This is a genomic window from Blautia ammoniilytica (assembly GCF_025566965.1).
GTDB lineage: Bacteria > Bacillota > Clostridia > Lachnospirales > Lachnospiraceae > Blautia_A > Blautia_A ammoniilytica.
The window spans coordinates 4,600-26,546 of record NZ_JAOQJL010000034.1; the positions used below are offsets into that span (position 1 = coordinate 4,600).

General features: G+C 44.1%; 21 protein-coding genes and 1 pseudogene. 2 read left to right on the top strand and 20 right to left on the bottom strand.

Annotated elements, in window-relative coordinates; genetic code table 11:
• The 20 genes and pseudogenes from OCV61_RS18840 to OCV61_RS14495 all read right to left on the bottom strand — a co-directional run.
• The coding region (locus tag OCV61_RS18840) for a helix-turn-helix domain-containing protein (protein WP_158422416.1) at window positions 1-157 on the bottom strand (157 nt) is incomplete at its 3' end.
• Window positions 158-232: 75 nt separating this feature from the next.
• Window positions 233-1,969 carry a S8 family peptidase gene (locus tag OCV61_RS14405; RefSeq protein WP_158422387.1) on the bottom strand — a complete coding sequence of 579 codons (1,737 nt, stop codon included), beginning with the start codon at window positions 1,967-1,969 and terminating at the stop codon, window positions 233-235.
• A gap of 112 nt (window positions 1,970-2,081) precedes the next feature.
• Window positions 2,082-3,023, bottom strand: a complete 942-nt coding sequence (locus OCV61_RS14410; RefSeq protein WP_158422388.1) for an Abi family protein — start codon at window positions 3,021-3,023, stop codon at window positions 2,082-2,084.
• A gap of 308 nt (window positions 3,024-3,331) precedes the next feature.
• A pseudogene (locus OCV61_RS14415) lies at window positions 3,332-3,472 on the bottom strand (hypothetical protein); the annotation flags it as partial.
• A 119-nt stretch (window positions 3,473-3,591) separates the two neighbouring features.
• On the bottom strand, window positions 3,592-4,308 hold the full coding sequence (locus tag OCV61_RS14420; protein ID WP_158422389.1) for a D-lyxose/D-mannose family sugar isomerase: 717 nt from the start codon (window positions 4,306-4,308) through the stop codon (window positions 3,592-3,594).
• Between the two features lie 37 nt (window positions 4,309-4,345).
• Window positions 4,346-5,407: an aldose 1-epimerase family protein gene (locus tag OCV61_RS14425; protein ID WP_158422390.1), complete on the bottom strand. Its 1,062-nt coding sequence runs from the start codon at window positions 5,405-5,407 to the stop codon at window positions 4,346-4,348.
• Window positions 5,408-5,431: 24 nt separating this feature from the next.
• The gene (locus OCV61_RS14430) at window positions 5,432-6,004 is read right to left on the bottom strand and encodes a phosphoheptose isomerase family protein (protein WP_158422391.1); all 573 of its coding nucleotides are present in this window, start codon (window positions 6,002-6,004) and stop codon (window positions 5,432-5,434) included.
• A gap of 82 nt (window positions 6,005-6,086) precedes the next feature.
• Complete coding sequence (locus tag OCV61_RS14435) at window positions 6,087-6,776, bottom strand: ribulose-phosphate 3-epimerase (RefSeq protein WP_158422392.1); 690 nt, start codon at window positions 6,774-6,776, stop codon at window positions 6,087-6,089.
• Between the two features lie 82 nt (window positions 6,777-6,858).
• Complete coding sequence (locus OCV61_RS14440; protein ID WP_158422393.1) at window positions 6,859-7,803, bottom strand: carbohydrate kinase family protein; 945 nt, start codon at window positions 7,801-7,803, stop codon at window positions 6,859-6,861.
• Window positions 7,804-7,848: 45 nt separating this feature from the next.
• Window positions 7,849-9,339 carry a xylulokinase gene (gene xylB, locus OCV61_RS14445; protein WP_158422394.1) on the bottom strand — a complete coding sequence of 497 codons (1,491 nt, stop codon included), beginning with the start codon at window positions 9,337-9,339 and terminating at the stop codon, window positions 7,849-7,851.
• A gap of 85 nt (window positions 9,340-9,424) precedes the next feature.
• Window positions 9,425-10,102 (bottom strand): trigger factor, encoded by a 678-nt coding sequence (locus OCV61_RS14450; RefSeq protein WP_158422395.1) that lies wholly within the window; start codon window positions 10,100-10,102, stop codon window positions 9,425-9,427.
• A gap of 142 nt (window positions 10,103-10,244) precedes the next feature.
• On the bottom strand, window positions 10,245-11,201 hold the full coding sequence (locus tag OCV61_RS14455; RefSeq protein WP_158422396.1) for an ABC transporter permease: 957 nt from the start codon (window positions 11,199-11,201) through the stop codon (window positions 10,245-10,247).
• A gap of 15 nt (window positions 11,202-11,216) precedes the next feature.
• Window positions 11,217-12,737, bottom strand: coding sequence for a sugar ABC transporter ATP-binding protein (locus tag OCV61_RS14460; protein ID WP_158422397.1), 1,521 nt, complete (start codon window positions 12,735-12,737; stop codon window positions 11,217-11,219).
• Between the two features lie 14 nt (window positions 12,738-12,751).
• Window positions 12,752-13,777: an ABC transporter permease gene (locus OCV61_RS14465; protein WP_158422398.1), complete on the bottom strand. Its 1,026-nt coding sequence runs from the start codon at window positions 13,775-13,777 to the stop codon at window positions 12,752-12,754.
• A 112-nt stretch (window positions 13,778-13,889) separates the two neighbouring features.
• Window positions 13,890-14,993: a sugar ABC transporter substrate-binding protein gene (locus OCV61_RS14470; RefSeq protein ID WP_158422399.1), complete on the bottom strand. Its 1,104-nt coding sequence runs from the start codon at window positions 14,991-14,993 to the stop codon at window positions 13,890-13,892.
• Window positions 14,994-15,164: 171 nt separating this feature from the next.
• Complete coding sequence (gene alsK / locus OCV61_RS14475) at window positions 15,165-16,076, bottom strand: allose kinase (protein ID WP_158422400.1); 912 nt, start codon at window positions 16,074-16,076, stop codon at window positions 15,165-15,167.
• Window positions 16,077-16,097: 21 nt separating this feature from the next.
• Window positions 16,098-17,072 carry a ketose-bisphosphate aldolase gene (locus tag OCV61_RS14480; protein ID WP_158422401.1) on the bottom strand — a complete coding sequence of 325 codons (975 nt, stop codon included), beginning with the start codon at window positions 17,070-17,072 and terminating at the stop codon, window positions 16,098-16,100.
• 93 nt (window positions 17,073-17,165) lie between these two features.
• Window positions 17,166-18,356, bottom strand: coding sequence for a diphosphate--fructose-6-phosphate 1-phosphotransferase (locus OCV61_RS14485; protein WP_158422402.1), 1,191 nt, complete (start codon window positions 18,354-18,356; stop codon window positions 17,166-17,168).
• A 3-nt stretch (window positions 18,357-18,359) separates the two neighbouring features.
• Window positions 18,360-19,307, bottom strand: a complete 948-nt coding sequence (locus tag OCV61_RS14490; protein WP_262583078.1) for a transketolase family protein — start codon at window positions 19,305-19,307, stop codon at window positions 18,360-18,362.
• Window positions 19,308-19,309: 2 nt separating this feature from the next.
• Entirely contained in the window at window positions 19,310-20,155 is an 846-nt protein-coding gene (locus OCV61_RS14495; RefSeq protein ID WP_158422403.1) for a transketolase, read from the bottom strand.
• 279 nt (window positions 20,156-20,434) lie between these two features.
• Here OCV61_RS14495 and deoC point away from each other — a divergent pair, with 279 nt between their 5' ends.
• Both deoC and OCV61_RS14505 read left to right on the top strand, forming a co-directional pair.
• On the top strand, window positions 20,435-21,088 hold the full coding sequence (gene deoC, locus OCV61_RS14500; RefSeq protein ID WP_158422404.1) for a deoxyribose-phosphate aldolase: 654 nt from the start codon (window positions 20,435-20,437) through the stop codon (window positions 21,086-21,088).
• 23 nt (window positions 21,089-21,111) lie between these two features.
• On the top strand, window positions 21,112-21,915 hold the full coding sequence (locus OCV61_RS14505) for a DeoR/GlpR family DNA-binding transcription regulator (protein WP_173727828.1): 804 nt from the start codon (window positions 21,112-21,114) through the stop codon (window positions 21,913-21,915).
• Window positions 21,916-21,947 lie beyond the last annotated feature (32 nt).

The window sequence follows — 21,947 nt, forward strand, 5'->3', positions numbered from 1 at the left end:
CCATCTTTGCTTTATATGCTAATAAGCGTAACACATAATCTGGCATCTTTCTGGTTCCTCGTTCCCACTCTGTTACTGTTCTGTATGGGATTTCAAAATATTCACAAAATTCCTTTCTGTTCATTCCGGTACTTTCTCGTAATTCTTTTATTTCCATTTTCTCCCCCTTTTCATTTACACATTGTGTATGTATCGTAGCATATTTTTTCATTTATTACAACATCTATCATCTTCATTTCGGTATGCTCTCTGAAAGGCATAATCGCCCCCACCCCACCTCATAATTCGGATATTGTTCATACTCTGGCAACGGTTTGGTGCCGCGGCGCAGATATGCTTTCACTTTTTCCCCATACAGATATGGATCATTGCCCTTTATGATTCCCCATTCCATCAGAAGTGCAGCTGATCCGGAAACAAAGGGAACAGCAAAGGAAGTTCCTGTATAGCTTCCATAGCCTCCGCCGGCCCTGGGGGCTGTTATACCCACTCCAGGCGCTGTCAGATCCGGCTTTTCATATGGAAGCTCACTGCTTCCCCTTCCGGAAAAGCCAGCATATGCCAGAAGCCTGGAATCATATGCACCCACGCTGATCAGGCGTCTGGCAGTGGCCGGTATGGTAAGCGTTCCCTGTGGACGTGGAAGATAAAAGGCTGTGCCCGGATTTAAAGTTTTCCCACCTGGAAGCCACAGGAAATATTCCCCACTTTTTATATTTCTTGCTGCTAAGATTATTTTCCACACACCACTGTCCACATAGGGTCTTTTCCCATCCTGCGCCAGAAAATCCACATAAATCTCCTGCGTCACATGATACGGTGCCGGTTTTCCATAATAAATCAGTAGTTCCGTATTTCCCACCTGCCACCGCTGAGCACCCAGTATTTCGGAAAGGGGACCCACACGCTCCCCGGCTGGATTTTCCAGATAGATTTCCATCTCATCTTCGTAATTTTTCCAAAGTTGCACATTTAATGTAGGCTCAAAAGCGCCAACACCAAGTTCAATTTCCTGGGTTTCTCCTGGTGAAAGCTTTCCTCCGGTGTGCAGAGCATCATTTCCATTATTCCCCATTCCTGTACAGACCACGTTTCTGCCCATAGCAGATACACTGTCCAAATAGGTTTCCAATAAAGAATCGCCCTTATGTGATCCATAATTGTTTCCAAAACTGATATTCACTACAATAGGTTTTCCAAGACGGATGGACTGGCGGATCAGATAATCCACACCTTCCATCAGCTCAGTTGTCCTGGGGAAGGAATTTTTGTCTGCATTTTTCATCTTTACAACCAGAAGTTCACTTTCATAAGCGATTCCACGATTGGCTCCCCCGGATGCCCTGCCATTCCCTGCCGCGATTCCCAGCACTGAGGTTCCATGTCCACTGTAATCCACAGATGGAACAAGGCGCCTGCCCTGGTTTTCTCCAAGTGCAAGCGCCTCATCTATTTCTTCTTTCGTATATTCTGTTCCTGTCACATATCCCTGCGGTGGTTTTCCCTGGATACTCTGGTCCCACAGACGCAAAATCCTGCTGCTCCCATCTGCATTTCTAAAATCCGGGTGAAAATAATCCACTCCTGAATCCACAACTCCTGTCAGGATTCCTTTTCCCGTCAGCCCATTCCTGCCGGTCTGCACTGTGCGGATGCAGCTTGCTCCCTTTGCCTGAAACAATTCAAAATACAGGCGTTTGGGTTTCTCCACAAATTCCACCTGCGCTCTGTGGGAATACTTATCAATCTCACTTTCCGGCAAAGTTACCACTGCATAGCCGCCTAACAGTGGCACTACCTGAATTCCATTTCCAGCCAGACCACTTTCCGGTCCGCTGTACTTTATGATCACATCCCATAGCCTGGTTGTAGGATCATATCCAACATTAAGATTTCCCGACTTTCTACGCTCCTGTGGGGTTGCATCCATTGCAAGATTTAAAAGGTTATCTATTTTCTGGTCCGGCATAAATGATTCCTTTTCATTGTACACTTACTTATATTATATGTATTCTATGAGATAAGAAGACTGTTGTTCGATAGATGCATATCATCCATTGAATAACAGTCCTTTTAATAATTCAACGCATTTCGGATTTTATATATTTCTTGATTCTCCCAATCCGTTCCCAGTTTTCTGGAAATCCCATTTTTTCAAGTATTTCTTTATGTATTGGATGCTTTTCGAAGCACGCTTTTAAATCGTGATAAAACAAGCGGAAATCGCTCTCTGATAATAGCAACTTTAAAATAATAACCTGGGCATAAAGATCATTCTTGCCATATTTGTAACGTCCTTTTTCCTTTGGAATCTGTAAACGTTCGTAAATACTCCTGTCCAACAATGCATCTTTTGTATGAAAATCAAATAAACGATCATTATGAGCACAAACATTCCTGAATTTTGTCATCACTGTCAGCATTTTCCCCATCTCATTTATTTTCAACGGACCAAAATCCTGACACACTCTAATCTGTATACGCCCTTTCTGGCTGGCATATATTTTGGATAGCTGCCCTATTGTCAAAACATTCATTAGCACCCACAAGGGTACATATTGATATGTACTCATATAATGCCGAATGTAAGCATAGTCACTATCATATCGTAACTGTCCGGACATGATTTTCATCATTTTATTTATGACATTTTTCTTCTCGCCAGTGTAATCATAATTTTTCACATTCAGATAGTCTGACTGCAAATCGCCATATTCTTTGCAAAAATGATACGATAACGATGATTTAATATTTCGCTCTGCCATTAGTATGTATTTAAGAAAAATATTTCTTAAATCGTTATCAAAACTATATAGTTCATAAATATCTTCAAAGGTTGTACCTTTTTGAAACCGATCACTGATGGATTCTTTAAAAACTTCTTTATATCCATTGATCAGTGGGAAATACCCGATTTTAAGTAGCATCCTTCTGGCATATTCTTTGTCAGTAATTATCAGACCTTTCTTTCCTTCCAGAAAAGTAATCTGTTCATCATATGTCAGAAATTGCTTCTTCTCCAAGTTTTTCACCACCTCTCACCAGTTTTAATATTTTGTTCGTATAAATAACGAAAGGCCCCCGAAGGAGCCTTCCGGACTATGGGCTTCTCAAGTTTCCATAGTGCGATCACTAGGTACATCATAGCCTTTCCAAACAGACTTGTCAAGGAGAACATACCCGTTTTAGTTTATGTTCGTCCATGTCAAATAATGCATACAAATATCAGTGTTTTCTTATGTTTTCCCTTAATCATAAGGTTCATGTGATCCATAATTGTTTCCAAAACTGATATTCACTACAATAGGTTTTCCAAGACGGATGGACTGGCGGATCCACTGTATTTTACAATAATATCCCACATTCTCGAAGCCTGATCGTATCCCACATTCAGGTCTTCCGATTTTCTACGTTCCTCCGGTGTGGCATCCATAGCAAGATTTAAAAGGTTATCAATTTTCTGATCTGCCATAAGGATTCCCTTTCTATTAGAAACTACTGCACCTTTACTATATATTATATGAATGGTGAAAAAAGCCACCCCATCCGCTCGAATCAGCCTGGCGGACAGGATGGCTTTATTAATTTCTATCAGTCTTTTGCAGCAGGATATTCTGTGCAAAGCAATCTGTATGCAGGCTCATCCTCCTCGATGGTTGGGAATCTTCCCAGTGGCTCATAGAAGAAATTGTCTGTATGATCGTCATTAACCATAGAAACTTCTCCAATCAGGGCTGGACCACCCTCCGGAATAACAAATTCATGATACTGGAACGGTACCAGTGTAATGGATTCTCCATTATGGATCCTTACCGGCTCTCCTGCTTTTACTTTATACTGACGGCCGTCTCTGTAAATAAGCACATCATTTACCAGATCCTTTTCGTAAATGTTTCTTCCATCTTCTGTACGATGAACCTTTGACTGATCTGCATTGTAGAAAGTAAAGACTACATCGTTTCCACCACGGTTGATGATATCCTCTCTTTTATTCTCATGATAATGCATAGGGGAAACCTGTCCGCTGTCACACATCATGATCTTCTCAGCATAGGTTTTCGGATATTTAGGATTGTGAATGTTTCCGTTACGGATGGTGATCAGGGCAAGACCCAGTGTATCAAATTTCCCTTCGCCGTAATCTGTTACATCCCAGCCAAGCTCACACTCACGGATCTCATCATATTCATGATTTTTATCTGCCCATTCTTCCGGAGTAAAATAGAGGTAGGGCGGCAGTTTAAATCTGCACTCATCTAACAAAGCTTCCATTTTCTTGATTGTTGCATTAATTTCAGACCGTTTCATAGTTATATCTCTCCTTTTCAATATTTATTATGCAAAATTATACCAAAACACCTTGCTGTATCTTTTGAAACTCCCGGATTGCTTCCTGGATCTCTGCCTGACCGTCAAGAATGGTAAAATCCAACACATTCTTTTCTTTTGCAAACGGTGCCAGCTTATGGACTGTACCTCTTTCCTCATGGTAAGGTCTGCCATATACACTGGAATTAGCAGGCTCCAGACCGATCACATAATCTCCGGATGCGGTAGACTTCCATTCCATAAAGTATGGCAGATATTTCATATTGTAAGAAATGCGAAGACCAATGCCAAGAGGCTCATTCACCACCAGGACCTGGGTATCACCATCCGCATCTGACTGCATATCATGGATAAATACATACTCCGGTTCATTATCCTTTGGAGGATCCATTTTATCATAATCTGCTTCGTGTCCTTCCCCGTCTTTATCACGGGCAGTCACCTTTGCAGTAGGGATATAAAGCCTGGTATTCTCATCCAGGAACGGATATCCCATATTAATATGATAAAGAAGCATTAATGGCTCATCTCTGTAGCCTTCATTTTCAAATTCATCTGTAACAGTAAAGGTTTTGCTTCCATATGTAGTGGAAATACTTCTCCGTAGAACCATATTTTCCCCAAAAAGTGCCGCTTCCCGCATTTCACCTTTTACCAACAGCTTGTACTGGCCATCTTCCCAGTAAGCGTCCGCCCCAAGATGCTCTGCCGGTGTGGTACGCATACGGCCATGCATAGGATAATCCACATGATCAATGGTACATGGCGCACAGATACTCTCAATACCAGAGGTAAAAAACAGCCCTCCCATAATGGAACGGATCGCCTCGTCCCCATTTGTATCATATTGATTTCTGCCCTGCAGCCCTGGCTTGGAAAGGAAATTAATATTGATCCCTTTATAGCTTAACTGGTTTACATCCAAGGCTTTATCTGCCATTACCTGCAGTTCCATACACCCGTTTTTGATCTCATAAGCAGAAAGCCCATGGCTTCTGCCTTCTGTATATGTGATAGGACGTACATAAGCAACCTGCTGCATGCTGCCTACATATTTCATTAAGTTCTCTTTTTTCATTTTGTACCTCCTGTAACCGATCGGTTACTCAAGATTTGCATGATACTGCCAGAGAGCCTTCATATCAATATTGCGGCTTTCCACGATCATCTTTGCCAGAATATCCCCAAGAAGCAGTAAACACTGTTCAAACAGGGAAGTCATGATCTGGCAGGAATCGATTTCATCTTCCAGATACAGCTTTGTACGTACCGGGATCCTTACCATATAATCTGCAATCTCTTTCATCTCGCTGTTTGGGTTAGAGCCAATATGTACAATCTTGCAATCCACGGTTTTTCTTGCCTTTTTTGCAATTCCAAGCGGAAAAAGCGAGCCGCCGGAGCCTGAGCCAACAATCAGAAGATCCTTCTTCGTGATAGCCGGTTCTGTAATCTCACCAACATAATGAGCTTTGATTCCCAAATGTGCCAGCCTTTTGCATACGCATTGAAGGGCCAGCATCACACGGCCAACTCCCACAAAAAATACCTGGTCTGCGTTTAAAATGTCCTCTGTCAATCGTTCCAGTGCAGCAGCATCAATGCTGGCCATGGTTTTTTCCAGTTCTGCAAAAACATCTTTACAGGTTTTTTCATAATCCTCTTTGAATCCCATCTTGTTCCCTCTCTTTTATGTTATAAAATTTATCCACTGATCAGAGCCGGCTTATGCTAGACCAGGCCTTTTAAGTCTGGCATCATAAGATTTCCCTGCGGAGCTGCTCTAATCTGGCAAAGCTTCCTGAAAGATCATTTCGATCCAGACAGGTTGTACCTGTTACAAATACATCTGCCAGATCCTTTCCATAGGTACGGATATTATCCGGTGAAATACGTCCATCCAGCTCGATCTTGGTATCAAGCCCTCTTTCATTGATCATCTGGCGCAGCTGGCGGATCTTCCTGTCTGCATAAGCCACCTGCTTTTCCCCTTTCAGGAAAGCGTAGCCTGGATTGATCAGCATCAAAAGCACACTGTCACATTTATCCAATACATATTCTACGGTAGATAAAGGTGTGGACGGTTTCAGTGCAATTCCTGCCTTTACGCCTTTCGCATGGATCCGGTTGATCATGCCGTCAATATGTGGCTGTGTCTCTGCATGGAATACGATCTGCTGCACTCCTATATCCAGAAGCTCATCCACAAAAAAGTCCTGATTCTCCACCATCACATGACAGTCAAAAAACATATCTGTTTTCTGGCGCAGCTGCCTTACTGTATCCAGACCCAAAGGCATGCTTGGACTAAAATGGCCGTCCAGAATGTCCACATGAAGCACCTGGATCCCTGACTGCTCAAGAATACGGATCTGGCTTTCCAGATTACACATATCCAGACAGATCAGAGACGGTGATATAATACATTTTTCTTCCCAAACTGACATAAGGTTTCCCTCCTGAATTTATTTGATGAACCGTTGTAACTGTAAGGGTACGAAACAACCACGAACCGGTTCTGTAATCCTGTTATTTATTTTCCCTGATATAAGCTTCGATGGTTTCCCTGGTTGGAAGGGAATCAATGGCACCTTTACTCTGTACGCAGATGCAGCCGGAAATGTTACCATATTCCATGGCGTTTCTAACGATTTTTGCATTCAGGTCTGTACTCTTTTCCACTCCCTGAATACGAAGAGAAGAGAGAAATGCACCCCAGAAAGCATCCCCTGCACCGGTAGCATCCACAGCCTTTACCTTACGGCCTGCTACATGGATCACTTCCTCTCCCAGATATGCACAAGCTCCCTCAGAGCCCAGGGTTTCCACTACCATTGCGATCTGGTTTTCTTTCATCAGATCCTGAATATGCTCCTGTCCACCCAGCATTTCCACTTCTTCCTCTGAAATCTTCAGGATATCCACATACGGAAGTATGGCCTTTACTGCATCTGCACATGCCTGCTGATCATCATTCCACATAAGATTGCGGTAATTCACATCAAAGGATACCAGTTTTCCAAGATCATGACCTGTTTTCAAAGCTTTGATTGTAGCTTCTGCCACAGGACTTGCTGATAAAGAACAGGAACCTGCATGTATGATCACAGAATCTGCAATATCTGATTCTTTTACTTCATCCGGAGAAAGCAGCATATCTGCCCCTGGCTTTCTGGCGAAAGTAAAGGTTCGTTCCCCATCCTCCTGAAGCGTAACAAACGCAATGGTGGTAATCGCCTGATCTGTAAGCTCCGGCACATTCTGTTTCACCTGATTTTCTTTAAGTGTATCCATGAGAAAACGTCCAAAATCATCATTTCCCACCTTACAGGTAAGGGAAGCCTTTAATCCGTTTTTCACCACTGCAATGGCCACATTGGCAGGAGCTCCCCCCGCCCTGCGAAGATAACTGGCAGGCTCGCTTCCAGGTATCATATCGATCACCATTTCTCCGATAGAATATAAATCCATCATCTCATATACCGCCTTTCACATTAAGTGTCAATAATCCTTCGTGTATTACCTAATCCGTGGATACAGCTCTTTCACGCTGTAATACAGATCATGGAAAATCTCCTGTTTTTCATTATATATTTTTACATTTTCAGGGATTGGCTCCACAACCTCCGGACTCATGGTCACAGCTGCCTGGCAGCCCTCCTTAATATCTTTAAAAAATCCGACTCCCACAGCCGCAAGGATCGCTGCTCCCTGGCAGGCTTCTTCCTTCACATTTGTGGAATATACCGGCATATTCAGCACATCCGCCTGTATCTGCTTCCAGGTCACTCCTCTTGCAGCCCCTCCGGATGCGATCAGCCTGGATCTGTCCACCTTCATTTCATCCAGGATATACAGGCATTCTTTCAGATTAAACAAAATCCCTTCCATAGCAGAACGTACCAGATGTCCCTGCTGATGCATCATGCTCAATCCAAAGAAAACACCTTTTGCATAAGGATCATTATAAGGCGTCCTTTCACCTGCCAGATAAGGGAGGAAATATAAGCCATCCGCTCCTGCAGGCGTAAGTCCGGCTTCCTGATCAAGCTTTGCAAAGCTCTGATCCGTTTTCAACATATTATTCCGCAGCCAGCTTAATACACTTCCGCCGTTCAGCGTACCGCTTTGAACAACCCAGCGCTTTGGAACTGTATGACACCATGTCTGGATCCGCATTTGAGGATCAAAAATCGGCTTATCCACAACCACCGCCAACTGGGAAGAGGTACCGATATTGCAGGTAATAAACCCTTTTTCAATAATCCCATTGCCTGTAAGGGCAGCCATACTGTCCCCAGCACCGCAGATCACCTTCGTGCTGGTAGAAAGCCCGGTCTCCTCTGCAGCCTTTGCTGTCACATGTCCTGCAATTTCATAGCTTTTATGCACAGACGGCCAGATATCTTCTTTTAGATCCAGACGTTTGAATAATTCTGTACACCAATGATAATTCTTTACAGAAAATCCCAGTGCAGCCCCTGCATCTGTGTATTCTGTGTTGATTTCTCCACAAAGACGGAAGCTGATATAATCCTTTGGAGACATAACATACCGGATCCTGTCATAGGTTTCCTTCTGATGCTTTTTCAGCCAGTACAGACTGCTGATCATCATCCCTGCACTTGGCTGGTTCAAAAGCTCCTCTGTCATCAGATCCCCGGCAAGAGCACGGATTTCCTTAAGATCTACACTGCTTCTCTGATCAAGATGGATGATTGCATTACATGCCAGCTGTTTGTTCTCATCCAGTGCCACCATTCCATGCATCTGTCCGGAAAAACCAATCCCAGCTATGTCCCGGCCCTGGAGCCCGGCCTCCTGCAAAGCTTTTTGAATGGACTTTTTAACAGCCTCCCACCATTCCAGCGGATCCTGTTCCGCATAAGAAATCTGCGGGATCTGTATCCCGTAACTGGCATTTCCTATCCCTGCTGTTTTTCCATTTTCATCCATGATCAGTGTTTTTGTACTGGATGTTCCCAGATCAATACCCATGAAATAGTTCATAACTAATCTCCTATTTTTCTATTATTTCTATTTCAACACTATTGGTATCTACAACAAGCGTCCTGTAATTTTCAAGATCTATCCCTTACTTTTTATTAAAAGTAACCTTTCCTTCAAGAAATTCAAATACCTTAGTGCTCATCATCACTTCCCGTAATTCTTCCGGATCCATCTTCGCTGCAGACTTGTATTCATCTACATCCGAAAAGCCTGCTGCCTCTGCCTGTGTCTTGATCTGCTCCTTGAGTTCTTCATCTGTAACAGCCAGATCTTCCGCATCTGCGATCGCCTGCATGGCAACCAGCTTTTTACTGTAATCAGCCCCCAGCTTTTGAATATATTCTTCATAAGTATCCTCTGTCAGACTTGAATCATAATATTTCATAAAATCAGCCAGCGACATCTTATACGTATCTGCATAATTCTGCAGCTGATCCTTTAAAGTGGAAGTATTCCGGTTCACAAAAGGAGTGGGAAGTTCTTTAACAAAGGTACTGTTCTTCAGCAGGTAATCTCCTATATCATTCTCGATCCCGCTGGTATCCCCTTCATTGGCCTCCACCGGGATGGAACTGTAATCTGCCAGCTCCACATAGGAACCTGCATCAAACTGTGAAAGATAAGATGCCTTTGATTCTGAATCATCCTGCTGTCGCTGTTCTTCCTGCCCTTCCTTTGCCTTCCCTGCTGCCGGAACCTGCACGGTTCCAAATAATGATACTGTCATAGCGCAAATGATACAAAACCGAACTTTTTTCTTCATTGCAATTCCTCCGATGTCTCAAAATCAAAAGTATTTTCCTGTCTGCTGAAATGTTATTTGTGTAATAACCGCATTACAAAGTAATTTCCTATTGCTGAAGCAAAGAGCAGGAGAAAAGACTTCTCCTGCTCTTTTAAGAAAATTATTTTACAATAATATCTCTGCCTTTAGTATCTGAATTCAGATATACGGCTACGATCAGGATGACACCAATAATAATATCTTTCCAGAGAGGATCTACTCCCATCATGTTAAGTCCTGATGTAATTGCAGTAATGGTAATAACACCAATCGTTGTACGGAGCACGCTTCCACGGCCGCCTGCCATGGATGTTCCGCCCAATGCTATGGAAGCAATGGCTGAAAGTGTAAGTGCATCACCGATGGTAGGCACCGCTGATTTCTGTTTGTATGCATAAAGCGCACCTGCCAGAGAGCTGCATGCACCGCTGACCACAAAAGCCATGATCTGTGCTTTATCTGTATCCACACCTGCAAGCCTGGTAGAACGGATATTGGCGCCTACTGCAAAGATCGCCCTTCCGGATGGTGTATACTGCTGGAAAATATAGAGCAGGATCACTACAACTACTGCAAATAAGAAAATAATGGGGATCCCTGCAATCTTACTTGTCATCCAGCTAATTTCTTTTCTGTATTCCATTCCTACTGCCACAGAACCATTGGGGCAGAAATACAAAGCAATAAATGCCCATAAGTTCTGAGTACAAAGAGTTACGATAAAGGACGGAATCTTCAATTTTGTTACGATCACACCATTCAACATGCCAAGGAACACACCGATCACCACCATGATAGGGATGATCCAGTTGCCGAAACGGCTTACATAAAGACCTGAAATAACGCAGGTAGCAGATACCATGGCACCGGATCCCAGATCAATACCACCTGTAAAGATGATAAATGACAGGCCTCCTGCCAGCAGGACCAGCGGAGAAACCTCAACCAGAAGGTTCTGAAGGCTGTATGCACTGATAAAGGTAGGATTTAAAATTGTAAATACAAGGAATACCAGCACAATACTGATAACTACCATGTACTGTGATAAATTGGATAAACTGAATTTTTTCTGCTTCATTTCTCTTCTGCCCTCCTACATCATAAAATGTACAACTTCCTGCTGGGAAGGTTTGAAGTCTACAGGGCAGTCAAAGGATCCGCTGATCAGACCGTCTCTGAAAACAATAACATTACTGGATAAACCAAGACATTCATCCAGAGTATCACCAATTACAATGATCGCATGACCGGCAGCTGTCATCTCACGTACCAGACGGTAAATCTCCTGTTTTGCACCTACATCCACACCTCTGGTAGGATGATTCAGGATCAGCACCTTACAGCCACTTTCAAGAACCCTTGCAAAAATAACTTTCTGTGCATTACCGCCGGAAAGCTGTGAAATACGTTCCTTAGGTCCGGTACATTTAATACCTGCTTCCTTGATCCATTTCAGTGCTGTCTGACGGATCTTCTTTCCGGACAGAAGGCCTTTGCTCTTCATATGCTCCCAGCTGGATATGGTAATATTGTCTTCAATGGAAAGAATGCTGACCATTCCTTCATCTCTTCGATCCTTAGGTACTGAAAGGATCCCTGCTTTCCTTGCCTGATAAGAGTTGCCGAATCTGACTTCTTTTCCCTCTATCAGGATACGTCCTTCTGTAGGTGCTACCTGCCCCACCAGACAGTTACATACATCCTCTGCACCGGATCCGTCCAGACCTGCAAGTCCAAGCACCTCTCCCTCATGAAGCTTAAAGGAAATGTGGTTAAATACACCAAAAAGACTTAAATCATCTACCTCAAGAACCACTTTATCTGATGGCACGCTCTGCTGTGCCTCCACATAAAACTCTCCTGTAGTCGCTCTTCCTACCATCTTCTCATACAGAACATCAATATTCGCTTCTGCAGTAGGAAAAACAGCTGTTTCCTCCCCATCCTTAAATACGTAGATCGTATCTGTGATCGCAAGGATCTCATCCAGATGATGGGAAATAAATACAATACCATTTCCTGCTGCCTTCATCTTCCGGATCTGTACATACATCTCCTGGATTTCATCATCAGAAAGCACGGTGGTAGGCTCATCAAGAAGGATGATCGCATGCCCTTCTGCTGCTTCTGTTACAACATCCAGCACTTTTGCGATCTCAACCATCTCTCTGGTTGCCATATCAATATCACGGACCTTTTTACCAGGTTCCAGTTTAATGTCAACACGCTCCAGTGCTTTCTTTGCATCCTTGTTCATTTCTGCCCAATTTACAAGTCCTGCTTTGGAGTACTTTTTCTCACGGCCCAGGTAAATGTTCTGGGCAACTGTAAGATTTGCTACCAGGGACTGCTCCTGGAATACCATTCCAATGCCCTGCTTATTCGCATTGATGATGGATGTTGCTACATAAGGCTTACCCATGTAAAACATCTCTCCCATGGAAGGAGTCTCAACACCACTGATCAGCTTCATCAGAGTAGATTTACCGGCTCCGTTCTCACCGATCAGGCCGATCACCTCGCCGCTGTGGATCTTCATATCAATATCATGCAAAACAGTATTGGATCCATATGTTTTGCCAACGCCTTTTGTTTCAAATAAAACTTCACCCATATGTATCCCTCCGTTTACTTCACTACAGTCTTTCTGTTATGCTCTACTGTAAGCGTAACAGCGATAATAATGATAATACCCTGGATGACCTTTTTAAGGTTTGTATCAACGCCCATCAGGGTCAGCCAATTTGCCAGCTCCGTATAGATCAGCACACCTACAAAGGTCTGAAGGGAACCACCCTTACCACCGCTTACGGAACCACCGCCAAGTACGATAGCTGTAACAACCGGGAACATCTGGTTCAATCCAAGGTTAGACTGTCCAAGCTTTAATCTCATACACTGAAGTACACCTGCGATGGCTGCTGTACATCCGCATAAAGCGTACACCTTGATCTTGGTACGTGTAATATTAATTCCTGTAGAAGCTGCTGCCGCTTCATTGTCACCGATTGCAAATACTGCACGACCGAATGCAGTATAGTTCATAATGATCGCTCCTATGATAAACACAGCAAATGAAATCAATGTAATGTATGGAATCCCGAAAAGCCTTCCCTGAGAAATAGCAATAAACATAGGATCCTTAACCTGAATTGGTGTACCTCTGTAGATCAACACTGCTGCGCCTGTCATAATACAACCAACTGCATAAGAAACAATAAAGCTTGCGATCCTTCCTTTTGTATGAAGGAATCCAACTACTGTACCCACTGCCAGCCCGATCAGGATAGCAATAAGCACACCGAAAATACCGAAATTATTTGAATTTGAATTATTAACAACAAGAAAAGCAACTAAAGATCCGGCAAATCCCATATTTCCTTCAATGGAAAGGTCAATGCTTCCAAGAAGAAGGACAAAGCTCAGACCAACGGAAATTACCAGCGGAATAGACATCTGGAACATAATATTTACAATGTTCGCCCAGGAGAAAAAGTTTTTCTGGGAAATGCCTCCGATCGCAGTCATGATAACCAGCAGGATCAGAGGAGCATATCTTCTGACCTTATCCATTTTGGCATTGTCTTCTGCCTGGGTAACGAACTGCTGACTAACTGTCATTTTCTTTATTAAGTCACGCCGTTTATTATTCATAGAACATCCTCACATCCAGTTTTTAACAGATGAGGCGAAATGCGGCATGCATTTCGCCTCTCTTGTCATAATCCTATCTTGCTGCCGGAACTCTCCCGGGCAGCTTGATTATTTATTCTGCTGCTTCGTCTGCTGCTTCTGCAGTATCTTCCTGATATTTGTCGATGCAGAAGCTAAGGTCTGAATAATCATATCCAGGATCCTGAGTCTCGATGAATTTGGAGATAATGTCATCTGCGTTGTCAGCTGTTACAAGTGTAGTCTTGCAGAAGATCAGACGTTCTGCAGGATCCATACCCTCTACGTCAAGGCTGCCAAGAGCTGCCTGGATTGCGTAGGATGCGCCATAACCAGCGATGCAATATCCATCGTTTGCGTTTGTGATAACAAGATCACCATCTTTAACTGCGTTAAGAGCTGCTTCGATACCGTCACATCCGCTGACTTTGATCTCGCCGTTCTTTCCAGCGTTCTTAAGAGCTTCAACAGCACCAAGTGCCATTGTATCGTTTGCAGAGAAGATACCTTTCAGATCCGGATAATTAACGATCCAGTTCTCTACAAGTGCCATAGCGTCTGACTGGCTCCAGCTTGCTGTCTGGCTGTCAACTACTTCGATGTCCGGATAATCTTTTAATGCTTCCTCAAATGCTGCATGTCTGTTGGTAGCGGAGTCATCACCAAGAAGTCCCTGAAGCTCTGCAACCTGGCCTTCACCACCGATAGCCTCGAACAGTGCAGATGCGGTAGCTTTACCGATTGCCATATCATCCAGCATCAGAGATGCTACAAAGTGAGGATAATCTGCCGGATAAAGGCCCTCAGCCCTGTGTGCAAGGATAGATACATAAACGCCTGCATCTTCACATGTCTCAGCAATATTTACTGTGTTTGCTGTAGAAGAAGGGTCAACTACGAAGATTGCCTTGTCGCCATACTGTGCAATATAGTCCTTGATTCCCTGGATCTGCTTGTTGTCATCGCTGTCGCAGGTAAGGATATCTGCCTCAACTCCGTAATACTCTGCTGCCAGCTGAGCTCCCTTAGCTTCCTGTGCCCAATACTCATTATCCATGGAATGGATGCAGATTGCCAGATGATACTCGGATGGATCAACACCTTCCGGAGCTGTGAAGCCTGCTGCTGATACTGTAGAAGCAGTAGCTCCCATTAACATTGTTGCTGCTAACATTGTTGCCAATACCTTCTTGCTCATAAAAAATACCCTCCTTATTTTTGCTACGGCATCTTGTATGTCGTTGCCTTTGATGTTTATATCTTAATTCATTTAATTAATAATGTCAACAAACTTTTAAATTCATTTGGTCATTTTGTCGAATGTTACAATTAATTGTGTTTGAATTTATTCACATTCAACAAAAAACTGTTACTGTAGTGCAGTGTATGCATTGAGAGCTGCTCCGATCACCCCTGCTTCTGCATCTGGTGACGCAGGGACGATCCTAAGGGAAGCCCTTGGCTCCGGTGTTCGCAGGTTTTCTTTTACATTCCGGATAAAGTACTCCATAGGGAAGCCTGGCATCTGTGTCACCCCGCCGCCAAGCACAACACACACAGGATCCAGGATCGTTACCTCTGTAGCTGTGGCAAGGGAGCACATACGCACCACATCCAGCACATCTGGCTGATCCCCGTACTTTACAAAGATGTCAGAAACCTGACACTTATAATGCTCTCTGGCAATCTCTGCCAGTACTTTCCCACAGGCACGCAATTCAATGCATCCTTTTTTCCCGCAGCCGCACATCTTTTCAAGACCATCCACAGGAATATGTCCCAGCTCACAGGATGAGCCGGTATAGCCTTTGTATACCTTTCCATCAATGCTCATGGCGTTTCCAAGTCCAGTGCCAATGTACACGCCGATCACGATCCCTTCCTGCCCCATATGGTTCTTCCACAGATCATACAAAAGAGAGGTATTCACATCCCGCTCCATAATCACCGGAAGTCCCCACAGGTTTTCCAGAATTGCTTTCAGCGGAAGATTATCAAAGCCCTGGATATTTGGGGAATTGTAGCATATGGTCCGGTCCCGGTTCATTAGGGAAGCAAGAGAAAGGGAAATGCACATAATGTTTGAAACTCCCCCGTTCTCTTCCAGCACCGGATCCAGCAGCTGCTTTAAATATTCCCCCTTATCTCTGGCATCTGACAGTCCTTTGGAAGGAATCTTGTCAAACTGCTTCAATGTATAGTCCTTTGTCACCACTCCATACCGCAGATTGGTGCCTCCAATTTCCACACAAAGAAAAAACTTTTCATCCATATCCTTCATACTTCACACCTGTCCTAAAAGTTATGCCCTGTCTGCACTTCCCATAATATCGATCTTATGGAGATACAGTTCCTTCATCAGCGGGCGGATCTTCAAAGTAAACGCACGGCTGTCAATCGCTCCCGGTTCTTCATCCAGGATACGTCTGGTATTTGCCAGCCCACAAATCCATCCGTCTGTAGCAATATTAACCTTGCACACAGCAAGCTTGGACGCCTTGCGTACCTGATCATCAGGGATACCCACTGTCTTTTCAATATGTCCTCCATGCTCATTGATCATATCCACATATTTCTGGGAAATATTGGAGCATCCATGAAGCACGATGGGGAAGCCAGGTTCCTTGTCAGAAATATACTGAAGGATATCATAGCGCAGTTCCGGCAGGGTTCCGTCTTCATTGGGAACCATTTTCACCAATCCATGGCAGGTTCCTATGGAGATTGCCAGACTGTCGCAGCCGGAACGGCGGATAAAATCTACTGCCATTTCCGGATCCGTATACATACTTTCATCTGTACCTTCGGTTCCATCCTCCTCCTTTCCTTTTAATATGCCAAGCTCTGCCTCTACTGTAACACCATGTGCGTGGGCATATTCCACCACCTTTTTGGTCAGTGCGATATTCTCCTCAAAAGGCAGCTTGCTTCCATCGATCATAACGGATGAAAAGCCTCCTTCAATGGCCATCACGCACTGTTCATAGGTCATGCCATGATCCAGATGAAGGGCTACCGGAATCTGTAATCCGGCTTCTTTGATCCGGTCTGTTGCTACCTGGGCAAGCCTTGCAGTCATTTCATGTCCCAGCTGACGGTGAAGATTAGGTGATACCAGCAGGATCACAGGAGATTTCTTCTCGATCACTGCATCGATCATGCCATTCAGCTGTTCAATGGTTACAAAATTCAAAGCCGGGACTGCATAGCCTTCACGGTATGCCTTTGCAAACATCTCTTTCGTATTTACAAGCCCCAGTTCCTGATAAGTGTACATTACTGTTTCCTCCTTGTTTTGGTCATATACTTCAGACAGACCTGCTCATCCAGGCTGTCCTGATTCTATCTATATTCAGTTTCTGTCCCTGTCTTAATGGCTGATTCCATCCAGCTCCACGTACTCTGGCAAATCACCGATCAGCGGAAGGATATAATCCATATAAGCTTCTTTGATCTGATGGCGGTTATCCTCCAGGTAGGACAGATCCATCACTCTTTCCACATCTGCCACCTGTTCCAGATCCAGTGTCTGTATCTCGGTCCTGTATGGGCTGCTGCTGATCCTGGTAAGTGTAACCATCTTCCCGCTTTCTCCGGCAAAAGCACGCTTCACAGCTTCGCTTCCAAGCTGCTGTGCCTCTGTTTTGTCAATCTCAGAAGCATCATGTGCGCCACACCTTTGCATCAATCCCAGGTCAATGCAGCGGATCTTGCAGATAAAGTGTTTCCGCAGAAGATGATTCAGGTAAGGGGTGATCCCTCCCATATTTTTGGACGGATCATCTGCTTTATTAACAGTTGTATCCTCAAAAAGATATCTGCCGTCTGCTGTCTTGACTCCTTCTGCCACTACTGCAAAGCATTTGCCTTTTTTCTGTATAACCTGGGCCACATCATTTACAAACTGTTCCGGGTCAAAAACCACTTCCGGTACATAGATCAGATCCGGTCCCCATCCAGTTTTCCCGGCTGCGGCTGCAGCTGCAGCCAGATATCCTGTATTACGACCCATCACTTCCACTGCCATGATCAGATCTGTATCGTAGGTATACATATCATGAACCAGTTCTGATATGGTGATCACAGTATGACGGGCAGCTGATGGAAAACCAGGTGCATGATCCACAATGGCAATATCGTTATCCACTGTCTTAGGGATCACCATCAAACAGCATGGATAACCTGCCTTTTTCAGGTGCTCACACAAACGGTGGCCTGCTGCTACAGAGCCATTGCCGCCATTAATAAAAATATAATAGATCTGATATTTTTTCAGAGTTGCAAGAATCCGGTCATAATCCTCTTCCGTATCCTCCCGCACTGTATATCTGCAGGAGCCAAAAGCCATGGACGGTGTATTACGCAGACGCAAAAGCTGCATTTCATCCATATCTGTACAGTCATACAAATGGTCATGAAGCAGGCCATCAATTCCATGCAGGCTTGCATACAGCTTGTCGCCTTTTTCCAGAAGCTCCTGGCATTCCCGGATCACACCGGCGGCAGAACAGTTGATCACTGCCGTAGGTCCTCCGGATTGTATATACAAAGCATTTCTCATGTGTCAGTCTCCCAGGCCTTTCTTCTTTTTCAAAATCAGTTCTCTAACTGCCTTTTCTATGTATTCTGCTGAAATCCCAAACTTATCTGCCAGGAACTTTTTATTTCCAACCTCACCAAAGGTATCCGGTACTCCCACTCTGCCAAAAGCTGCATGACAGTTCTCTGCCAGCACCTCTGCTACTGCACTGCCAAGTCCGCCATAAATATTATGATTCTCAGCAGTCAGGATCGCCCCTGTTTCCCTGGCGCAGCGGATCACCAGCTCCTGATCCAAAGGTTTGATGGTAAACATATCTACCACACGCACCTGAATATTTTCTTTTGCCAGATTCTCAGCTGCTTCCAGTGCATAACCAACTTCAATGCCACAGGCGATCACTGTAGCATCTGTACCATCCCTTACAATATTTCCTTTGCCAATCTGAAATTCTTCTGTGCCGGAATAGTAAACGGTCTTTCCTTTTCTTGGGAAGCGCAGATACATCACACCATAGGTATTTGCCATTTTCTTCAGGATCTCCTGGAGAAGATAGGGCTCGTCAATATCCATAATGGTCATCCCGGGAAAAGATCTGTAGATCCCCACATCCTCAAAGGGCATATGGGTACCACCGTTGGTTTCTGCGGTAATCCCAGGGTCTGAACCTATGATCTTCAGATTCGCCTTATTGTAGCAGCCTGATAAAAAGGTCTGGTCTGCACATCTTCGGGAAGCAAAAGGTCCAAAGCTGTGTACAAATGGGATCTTCCCTTTTATGGACATCCCGGCAGCTACACCGATCATATTGGCTTCCATGATCCCCATATCAAAGGCCTGCTGTGGAAACTCCTGAAACAGTCCGGCTGTTCCCATGGCTCCGGCCAGATCCGCATCCAGGTATACCACCTGGGGATTTTCATCCATCATTTCTGCCATTGTCTTATAAAAAACCTTTCTCAGTTCCTCCACAGTTACGCCTCCTCCTTTTCTTTCAGCCTTCTGTCAAGCTCCTGATAGAAGTCCGGCAGATTTTCTTTCTTCACTTCTGTGGAATGGCAGTTCGCCATCTCCTCATAATAACGGATGCCGGCTCCCTTCACTGTATGTAAAAGAATCACGGAAGGTTTGTCCTTCACTGCTTTTGCTTCCTGGATCGCCTGATAGATCTGTCCGGTGTCATTTCCATTCTGAACAGAAACCACATGATAACCAAAGGCTCTGAACTTATCCTCAATACTGCCAAGACAGCACACCTGGTCTGTAGGTCCATCCAGCTGTTTGCCATTCACATCTACAAAAGTGATCAGATGATCCAGCTTATGATGTGCTGCAAATAATGCAGACTCCCACACCTGGCCCTCATCCAGCTCTCCATCTCCCAAAATCATATATATATAAGAAGTTTTCCCATCAAGCTTGTCTGCCAGTGCTGCACCTGCTGCCAGGGATGCCCCCTGCCCAAGGGAGCCAGTGGAAATATCCACCCCAGGAGTTTTCAGCCGGTCTGTATGGCTTGGAAGAATGGTATTTCCTTTGTTCAATGTATCCAAAGCCTCTTCCGGAAAAAAGCCTTTGGCAGCCAGTACCGCATACATAGCCGGTCCGCAATGTCCTTTTGACATAACTACAAAATCCCGGTCTGCTTTCCCCGGATCTGCCGGATCCACCTTCGCCACTCCGCTATAAAGGACTGCAAAAGTGTCTGCAATGGAAAGCGATCCACCTATATGGCCCTTCCCTTCAGATGCAATAGCCCTTAAAATATTCTTTCTGATTTTGACTGCCAGACGATCTGCCTGCACTTTGTCAAAACTCATATATATCCCCCTTTCTGTCTTGGTTGCTTCATTTTGATTGTTTTTGATTGTTTTATCACTTTTTCTTTTTAGATATTAACATAAAGCCTGTGAAATATCAATATATTTTTGGTTTTTTGTTCATTCTTTTTATATATTATATATTATCGCTCATTTTCGCTCATTTTTAATTGACGAATCGCTCATCATGGTTTATAATGATCGTAATGAGATTGCAAAGCGCAATGCAATCCGTATAATTAATTAAGATGATTTCTATGTAAAGGAAAGGAGTATTACATGACACACAGCGAAGTATTAAAAATGGTAGACCACACATTACTGGCACAGACAGCCACCTGGGAGGAGATCCGTCAGATCTGCGACGATGGGCTTCGTTACGGCACAGCTTCCGTATGTATTCCCCCCTGTTATGTTGCTGCAGCAGCAGAGTATGTACAGGGCAAGCTTCCTATCTGTACAGTGATCGGCTTCCCAAACGGCAACCACACCACAGAAGCTAAGATCTATGAAGCCAAGGATGCCATTGCAAATGGTGCATCCGAGCTGGATATGGTGATCAATATTGGCGCATTAAAGGCTAAAAATTACGCTTATGTGCAAAATGAAATTGAAAAACTAAAAGAAGTATGTGATAATAAAATATTGAAAGTAATTATTGAAACCTGTCTGTTAAATGAAGAAGAAAAGATCAAAATGTGTGAGATCGTCACTCAGGCAAAGGCAGATTATATCAAGACCTCCACCGGGTTCTCAACTGGCGGCGCTACCTTTGACGACATTGCACTCTTTGCTAAATATGTTGGATCAGATGTTAAGATCAAAGCTGCCGGAGGCATCTCCTCTTTTGATGATGCAGAGAAATTTATTTCCCTTGGTGCTTCCAGGCTTGGCACAAGCAGGCTGGTAAAAATAGAAAAATCCCTTTCCTGACGGGATATATAATGGAGATGTTTATGCTAGCTACGGAACGTAAGAAATTAATATTGGATTATCTTGACCAGAACCATACTGCATCCACGCAGACACTTTGCGATCTTACAGGTGCTTCCCTTGCCACCACCAGAAGGGACCTTGCACAACTTGAGGAGAAGGGTCTTCTTACGCGTACACATGGCGGCGCACAGAAGCCGGAGCGGTCTGCTGCCCCCGAAAAGGACAAATCCAATTATTTCCAGGTTTTCTCCTCCATCAAAATGGCAGATGACCAGTTTGAGTGCAAGAATGCTATTGCCCAGAAGTCCATTGACCTTATCCATTCCGGCGATATCCTTTTTGTAGGAGCCGGTTTTACAGGTTCTCTTCTCTGCCGTCACCTGAACAAAAGTGACAAGAAGGGGATCACAGTTGTTACCACTAACATTACCGGTGCGCTGGAGCTTGCTTCCAATCATGATATCGGTGTTTTTCTCCTTGGAGGCAATATCCATCTTGGAAGCAACCATATTGAAACCCTGGACGAATCCATCATACAGAATCTTCGGAAGCTGTATTTTGACAAGCTGTTTTTCACGATTGACGGTGCTGACCTGGAATACGGTTACTCCATCACCAACCGGGCACAGCTTCCACTGTATAATTATCTCCTTCAGAATGTGAAAGATATTTACATGCTGCTTAATGAATCCAAATTCAACAAACGGGCATTTACCCATTTGTGCAGCCTGGACAGTATTCCCAATGTGATCACCAATAAGAATGCGCCTTCCCAGTATATTGAGTATTTTAAAGAGCATGATGTGAATGTATATTTCGCATAAATTTCCATAATCGTTTTTTCCTGCCGGATCAT

Bases quoted from the DNA above. Each gene is read 5' to 3' on its own strand.
- OCV61_RS14405 (WP_158422387.1), bottom strand. From the start codon at position 1,969: ATGCCGGACCAGAAAATAGATAACCTTTTAAATCTTGCAATGGATGCA.
- OCV61_RS14420 (WP_158422389.1), bottom strand. From the start codon at position 4,308: ATGAAACGGTCTGAAATTAATGCAACAATCAAGAAAATGGAAGCTTTG.
- OCV61_RS14425 (WP_158422390.1), bottom strand. From the start codon at position 5,407: ATGAAAAAAGAGAACTTAATGAAATATGTAGGCAGCATGCAGCAGGTT.
- OCV61_RS14430 (WP_158422391.1), bottom strand. From the start codon at position 6,004: ATGGGATTCAAAGAGGATTATGAAAAAACCTGTAAAGATGTTTTTGCA.
- OCV61_RS14435 (WP_158422392.1), bottom strand. From the start codon at position 6,776: ATGTCAGTTTGGGAAGAAAAATGTATTATATCACCGTCTCTGATCTGT.
- OCV61_RS14440 (WP_158422393.1), bottom strand. From the start codon at position 7,803: ATGATGGATTTATATTCTATCGGAGAAATGGTGATCGATATGATACCT.
- xylB (WP_158422394.1), bottom strand. From the start codon at position 9,339: ATGAACTATTTCATGGGTATTGATCTGGGAACATCCAGTACAAAAACA.
- OCV61_RS14450 (WP_158422395.1), bottom strand. From the start codon at position 10,102: ATGAAGAAAAAAGTTCGGTTTTGTATCATTTGCGCTATGACAGTATCA.
- OCV61_RS14455 (WP_158422396.1), bottom strand. From the start codon at position 11,201: ATGAAGCAGAAAAAATTCAGTTTATCCAATTTATCACAGTACATGGTA.
- OCV61_RS14460 (WP_158422397.1), bottom strand. From the start codon at position 12,737: ATGGGTGAAGTTTTATTTGAAACAAAAGGCGTTGGCAAAACATATGGA.
- OCV61_RS14465 (WP_158422398.1), bottom strand. From the start codon at position 13,777: ATGAATAATAAACGGCGTGACTTAATAAAGAAAATGACAGTTAGTCAG.
- OCV61_RS14470 (WP_158422399.1), bottom strand. From the start codon at position 14,993: ATGAGCAAGAAGGTATTGGCAACAATGTTAGCAGCAACAATGTTAATG.
- alsK (WP_158422400.1), bottom strand. From the start codon at position 16,076: ATGAAGGATATGGATGAAAAGTTTTTTCTTTGTGTGGAAATTGGAGGC.
- OCV61_RS14480 (WP_158422401.1), bottom strand. From the start codon at position 17,072: ATGTACACTTATCAGGAACTGGGGCTTGTAAATACGAAAGAGATGTTT.
- OCV61_RS14485 (WP_158422402.1), bottom strand. From the start codon at position 18,356: ATGAGAAATGCTTTGTATATACAATCCGGAGGACCTACGGCAGTGATC.
- OCV61_RS14495 (WP_158422403.1), bottom strand. From the start codon at position 20,155: ATGAGTTTTGACAAAGTGCAGGCAGATCGTCTGGCAGTCAAAATCAGA.
- deoC (WP_158422404.1), top strand. From the start codon at position 20,435: ATGACACACAGCGAAGTATTAAAAATGGTAGACCACACATTACTGGCA.
- OCV61_RS14505 (WP_173727828.1), top strand. From the start codon at position 21,112: ATGCTAGCTACGGAACGTAAGAAATTAATATTGGATTATCTTGACCAG.